This is a genomic window from Candidatus Neomarinimicrobiota bacterium (assembly GCA_016784545.1).
Lineage (GTDB): Bacteria > Fidelibacterota > UBA8477 > UBA8477 > JABMPR01 > JABMPR01.
The window spans coordinates 75,002-81,121 of sequence record JADHUM010000007.1 but is presented as its reverse complement, the minus strand read 5'-3'; the positions used below and the strand labels follow the sequence as shown (position 1 = coordinate 81,121).

At 45.3% G+C, this 6,120-nt stretch carries 3 protein-coding genes; all 3 read right to left on the bottom strand.

Features of this window, described 5'->3' with window-relative positions:
- Positions 1 to 166: 166 nt before the first annotated feature.
- Positions 167 to 3,292, bottom strand: a complete 3,126-nt coding sequence (locus ISR87_03055; protein MBL7024407.1) for a family 10 glycosylhydrolase — start codon at positions 3,290 to 3,292, stop codon at positions 167 to 169.
- Between the two features lie 122 nt (positions 3,293 to 3,414).
- On the bottom strand, positions 3,415 to 4,746 hold the full coding sequence (locus tag ISR87_03050; GenBank protein MBL7024406.1) for a T9SS type A sorting domain-containing protein: 1,332 nt from the start codon (positions 4,744 to 4,746) through the stop codon (positions 3,415 to 3,417).
- Positions 4,747 to 4,817: 71 nt separating this feature from the next.
- Positions 4,818 to 6,092 (bottom strand): IPT/TIG domain-containing protein, encoded by a 1,275-nt coding sequence (locus tag ISR87_03045; GenBank protein MBL7024405.1) that lies wholly within the window; start codon positions 6,090 to 6,092, stop codon positions 4,818 to 4,820.
- Positions 6,093 to 6,120 lie beyond the last annotated feature (28 nt).

Below are 6,120 nucleotides of genomic sequence, written 5' to 3'. Positions count from 1 at the left end.
AATAACAAGAATAAATACAACTTATCTAGTTTATTATCAAAAGGTTACGCATGATCTGTCTAGTCGCGGGATCGAAACCCTAACTAAGTATCCTCTATTGGACCCCCGTTTTCACACAGCCTCTTAATTCGGGTGCTTTAAAGAAATCCTATTTAGGCTCAAATTCCTACTTCAGAAGCAGCATTCGTTTGGCCTGGGTGCCAAATTCGGTTTCCAGGACAACCATATACACGCCAGCGGCATAAGCACTTCCATCAAAGTGAAGGGTATGCTTTCCACTTGGGAGATTGTCATTCACCAGAATTTCCAATTCTCGACCTCGAATATCGAAAATGGAAATCTGAGTTTGCATACTTGAAGGCAGATCAAAACTAATCACCGTCTCGGGATTGAAAGGATTGGGATAGTTCTGATACAGGCTGACCTGAGCTGGCAATTGGGTTTCAAGTGAAGGATCAATTGAAACGCCTCCCATCTTTTTAACAACCCTGAGTTCATCAAAATGAATTTGACCAGCAGCATCACCGGCTTCCTCATCATAGGATAATTGAAAACTATCGATACGATACCCATCTCCATCAAGTATTTCGTTGCCAATCCAGATTCCCACCAGTTCCGGATCGCTCAAATCCCATTCAAGCAGTCTCCAACCTTCCCAATCCACAACATGATAAAGGGATACTTCATGATTGGGCCAGGAAACACCAATTTTTTCATCCAATGCAAAACGCAGCCTGTTTCCGCTGGCATCTCCATAGACAAAGCATTGCAAAATGTATGAATTATCGAAGACAACATCCCGCGCTGCTCCACCGGATAGATATTCCCTGATCATATACGGACCTGCTCCCCCATCATATTCAGGATCCCAGGCGTATTTCAGATAAGCAGATTTCTTCCTTGAGCTATAATCATAGGATGCAGGCAGGTAGACCAGATTGGTATACTCAAATTCTGTGAGAGAACCGAGAATTCCAGCAGTGGTACCGCTATATCCAGGGGCAGCCCACGATCCCAGGGTTCCGCGCATATCATCGATGAGAATGGACTCGGTGTAATGATTCAATTGGGTTACAAAGCTGACAGTCACTTCTTCAACCATGGCATTCCCGGCAGTATCCGTTATGGATGTGTTTAGATGAAGCGAATAGGTCTCGCCACCAATTAGTGGTTCTTCAGCTCGAACATCAATAATGGATCTGACTTCATTGGCTGAATGAACAGGATCAATTTCAATCTGTTCATCCCCCATCATTAAGGTGACATTGGTTTCATTTACAGTAGCTGGATCCAGCAGTTCGTTGAATGTGAAGCTGAGAACCCCCATCACATCAAAGGAATCTACACCGGCAGCTGGATCAGGAAACATGGACCTGATTTCTGGTCCGGTTAAATCCACACTATGAGTTGAGAAGCTAATTGAGTAGGCATCTCCGGGGACCCCATCCCCATTTCCATCAAGTTGCACACCATTTACGTCCATTGATGTGGCACCGATGGTCAGAGTATAGGTCGTACCAAATTCATAATGACCATCTACATAAAGTCTCAGTCTTTTATCACCAGGACTCCATAAGTAATCATCCATCTCAATGTCAGGTGTGAATACAATGGCGGCATTCACACTGGCAATGTCCATGGTCTTGCTAAAGTTGATATCAATGATATCGACCACACTTACTGTATCTCCATCCGTTGGTAGGATATCTGCAACTTGTGGTGCATACGATGGTAATGGGGCTGACACTACTATGTTTGAGGTAAGGGATTCATTCCAGTACCGATCCAGCATGGTGGAGGCATAATAGTATTCAGCGTTATGATCCTGATTGCCATCAAAGGCGTCAACTATGCTGTAATTATCCTGTCCAAAATGAACATCAACAATTGTGGATTGATCCTGATCGATACTATTCAGTGCATCCCGATAAACCACAAACCATTGGTCCTCAGATAGACCGGCTGGCGGTGCAATATCTAGCTGGATGTTTAGTTCATCTAATTGAGTCAGACTAATACCAGGGGTGCCTGGGGTGGCATCCAGGATGAGGCCCGTATCACGAACCTTGGTCTTTTTGGCAAAGAATCCAGCCCCGGCATTGTCGAAATAATCAAAGTCCTTCCAGCTGCCATATGAGAAAAACTGGAAACCATCAACCCAACTGACATTTCTGACCGCATTAATAATACTGGTATGATTTCCCCAGCTATCCACCATTAAATAAGAGCCAGGACCTGCCGTAAAGAGGCGTCCAGCCGTAATCCCGGGCTGAATATACTCACTCCAACAATCAGGGCAGTTGCCTTGCAGCATGCCAATAAATGAAGTGGCTGTCAGCCAGTGATAGTGCATGGGTGTGAGTTGGTCGATACTACCATCATTAAACCATTTTGCAGCATCTTGATAGACCACATTATACCCGTTCCACCCAGACCAATTGTATTTCCCCAGCGCAGCAACAGACAGACGCACATAGGGCTTCTGGGTCTGAATAGAATCGTGCAGAGCTTCAACCAGACTGGTAACAGAGGATCTCCAGAACTCAGGCCAGCTTGCATAACCCTCAGGTATTCCACCGCTGTAGGGATGATCAATATCATATAGATAACGACCGCTTTGTGGATCGAGTAAGTTCAGCATCATGGTCGGATCTGGGACTTGATCAAGCTGACTGATCTCAGCTACGGGATCAGGGTGTGGTTGTCTGAACAACAAATCGCTGTATTCGTTCCAGCGTACATAATCGAGGTGGATCCCATCAATATCGTAATTATTGACTATCTCCATGGCGACATCTACGAGATATTCTCGTACTTCAGGCAATCCAGGAGATAGTGCTCTACTGGATGGCATGGGGATATCCTGCTGATCCCGGCAAACCCATTCGGGGTGATCCCCGGCTGGTGTTCCCGGAGCGGTTGATGCCGCTTGAAAAGTGTTAAACCAGGCGTGTAGCTCCAACCCCCGCATATGTGCCTGTTCGACGGCGTATGCCAGTGGATCATAACCTGGATAAGAACCCCCTGCGTAATACCCCCAGGGTTCAAATGATGAATTATAATAGGCTGTTCCGCCCTGGCGGGCTTGCCATAGGACTGCGTTCATGTTGGCTTCAACATGATTATCTAAAATTTCTCTTACGCGAGCCTGATTTTGAGCGACTGTGCTTCCAGCATTTATATGCTCCCAGGTAATAACCCAGGTAGACCGCCACTCATCGTTGGTGGGCTGGGCCATGATTTGTTGCACGACAAATAGAACAGTCAATATTGCGAATAGTTGTTTCTTCATGTGGGACTCCATTTTTTTCACCCGCTAATGTAAGCCAAGGGGAATGAAAAAATGCGGTACTTAAAAATAATGAAAAAAAAGGGGCTGAATTAACAGCCCCTTCTTCAAACAATAACGGTTAATTACTTAACCAAAGTCATGCTTTGAGTATACATGGCTCCATTGGCTGTAAATTTAGCGATATAGACACCAGCTGCAAATTGAGAAGCATCAAAGGTGAATGTATGTTCGCCAGCTGAGAGATAGCTGTTGTTCAATACAGCAACTTCTGCTCCGCGCATGTCATAGATGCGAAGATCAGCTACGCCACCATCCTTCAAGACAACATCAAGCTTGGTGCTTGGGTTGAAAGGATTTGGATAGTTAGCTTTTAGAGCATAGCCACTAATCATAGTACCAGTATGTTCCCATACGCCAACAACATCTTTTTCAATTTTGAAAATAGCAGGATTGTCCCAGCTATTGAAAAATGTGACGTAGGCAGTGTTACCATCAGCGGCAAAATCAATACCACGAGGTTTGATACCAAGAGCAACCATGGAAGCACCAACGATGAAACTGTCAACCATTGTATCCGTGGCTGGATCAAAAGCATAGAAACCACAGTTTTGGAAGGCTGCACCACCTGTGTTACCAACCCACAGACGACCAGCTGGATCCCAACCGGTTGCTTCTACAGAAAGACCTGGAAAAAGTGAATCAATATCAGCGGTGAAATCACCATAGACATCGCCGGTGCTGCTATTGAAACGGACCAGTCCGTGGCTACCAGTGAAATTGCAATGATAGATTGCACTTCCATCAGGAGCAACTTCGATGGTACGTGAGTAACCACCGAGCATATCGGCAGGCACCAGATTATCAATTAATTCCCAATCTGCATCATAGGCATTGATAGGACCAGCACTGGCAACAACAGCGTTACAGTACATGTTGCCATCATCATCAAAAGCAGCGGCAGTAATGGATTCTCCATCCCATGGATCATCATCTGGATCAGCCGTTGGGTAAGGTGTTATTTTGTCCATACCTTCACCAGTTAGATGATTGATGCGATAAAACGTACACCAGGAACCGGCGACGATATTACCGTTATCGTCTGTCCTCAGCCCACGATTTGAATTCTGAAGTGTATCTGTCACACCATCAACAGTTAATTGTATGATAGGTGAAAAACTGGCTTCGGTTCCATCTGGGTTGAAAACATAAATGGCACGTACACCATCTTCATAATCAGCAGTACCGCTACCTGTGTCAATCATGACGGTTTCAGAGTTATAATATGGTGTGTACCAAATTTTCCCTGCGCCATCAACCGCCAGTCCCTGTCCATAAGCATCCAATGTATCAGCAGCTTCTGTACCTAATCCACCGGTCCAACCGCCCCAATATTGGCCATATGCCGAAAAGGCAAATAGACTCAGGATTAACATCATTGTTACCGTTCTCTTCATGTAATACCTCCTAGTTTTGTATAGCCGTACACATTGGTGTTCGGCCCATGAATTGAGTTGTCGTTTTATTGCTAATTGCGCCCGTAATATAGCGCACTTGTCAAAGATTGTGCAATGCGAAATGCCCCTGTAGGGAGCTCATCGGTTGAGCTATTCATTGTCCGGGCGCAATATATATAATTGCCATTTCCCCAGGACAGATGTGTTGCTGGAGAAGTCAGCACAGCGTTATAGAATGGCTCGACGGCCTGTGTCGCAAAATTAATGGTTACGATTGCTGGACCGGCTGATTCGCTTAGACCAATATAAAAGAGACCATCAGAGTCCACGACCATGCTCAAAATATTCTGATCCGTTGAATATTCAGCATCAGCCCAATCATAGACTAATTCCCTGGGACCCAGTTCGTCACCAGCTAGAATTTCGTGGCGCCATATTGCTTCAGTTACGGTTACAGCTACATCGGTTCCCTCATAGATGCCTGCCACATAGACATAACCATCATAGACCCTCATGGCTGTATAGCTGTAGTCCTCTGCCAGGGCAACCCCGCGGTTGGTCTCAGCTGTGATATCAATAAAATACAATGAATCATTTTTGCCACCGCAGTAGAGGTTCTGGTCTACATTAAAATCAAAACAGGCTATTTTTGAACCAACCCTGTGCCAGCGATCGGCAGCACCACCTGCTGCATCAACACGATATACATAGGGATTATTCCTGCAAAAATAAACGGTTCCTCCTGGACCCATTTTCAGGTCATTGGTTGTGGCACTTAATCCTGTGCCAAATTCTGTACGGACCCCCAGGGTATCAACCTTGTAAAGAATCTTGTCGGTTCCTGCAATAAATACATTCTCATCTGCATCAACAGCTACTGCATTGGGAAGCTTTTCAGGTTTCTCCCCGATGAAGCTACCCCATTCGATTACAGCGCGTTCGATACGAAAATCCTGGTCATAAACCGCCCCGGCATAGGCACCCTGTACAGCAACCATGACTTGTACACCACTGATAGCATTTAGTGAAGCATCGGTGATGACAATGGGCATTGTCAAAACCAGTTGTGCTGCAGTGGATAACTCGGTATTAAGGGTGGCAGTAACGCCATTAAAAGTGACTTGATTCTCTGTAAGCGTTGGTGAAAAATTCTCACCGCTAATGGTTACCGTGGTGAGACCATCATAGGCCACATCTGGTGGATCCAATGAAGTGATAACGGGTGTTGCTCCACCTGCATCATCTGGATTCCAGATTGGATCTGGATAGTCATCATATTCACAGCCGATCCCCCCAATGAGAATGAGGCCAATAATTAAGCAACTGAATAAATTTTGTGTTCTCATAAACTTAATTCTCCAAATCCTACGCACG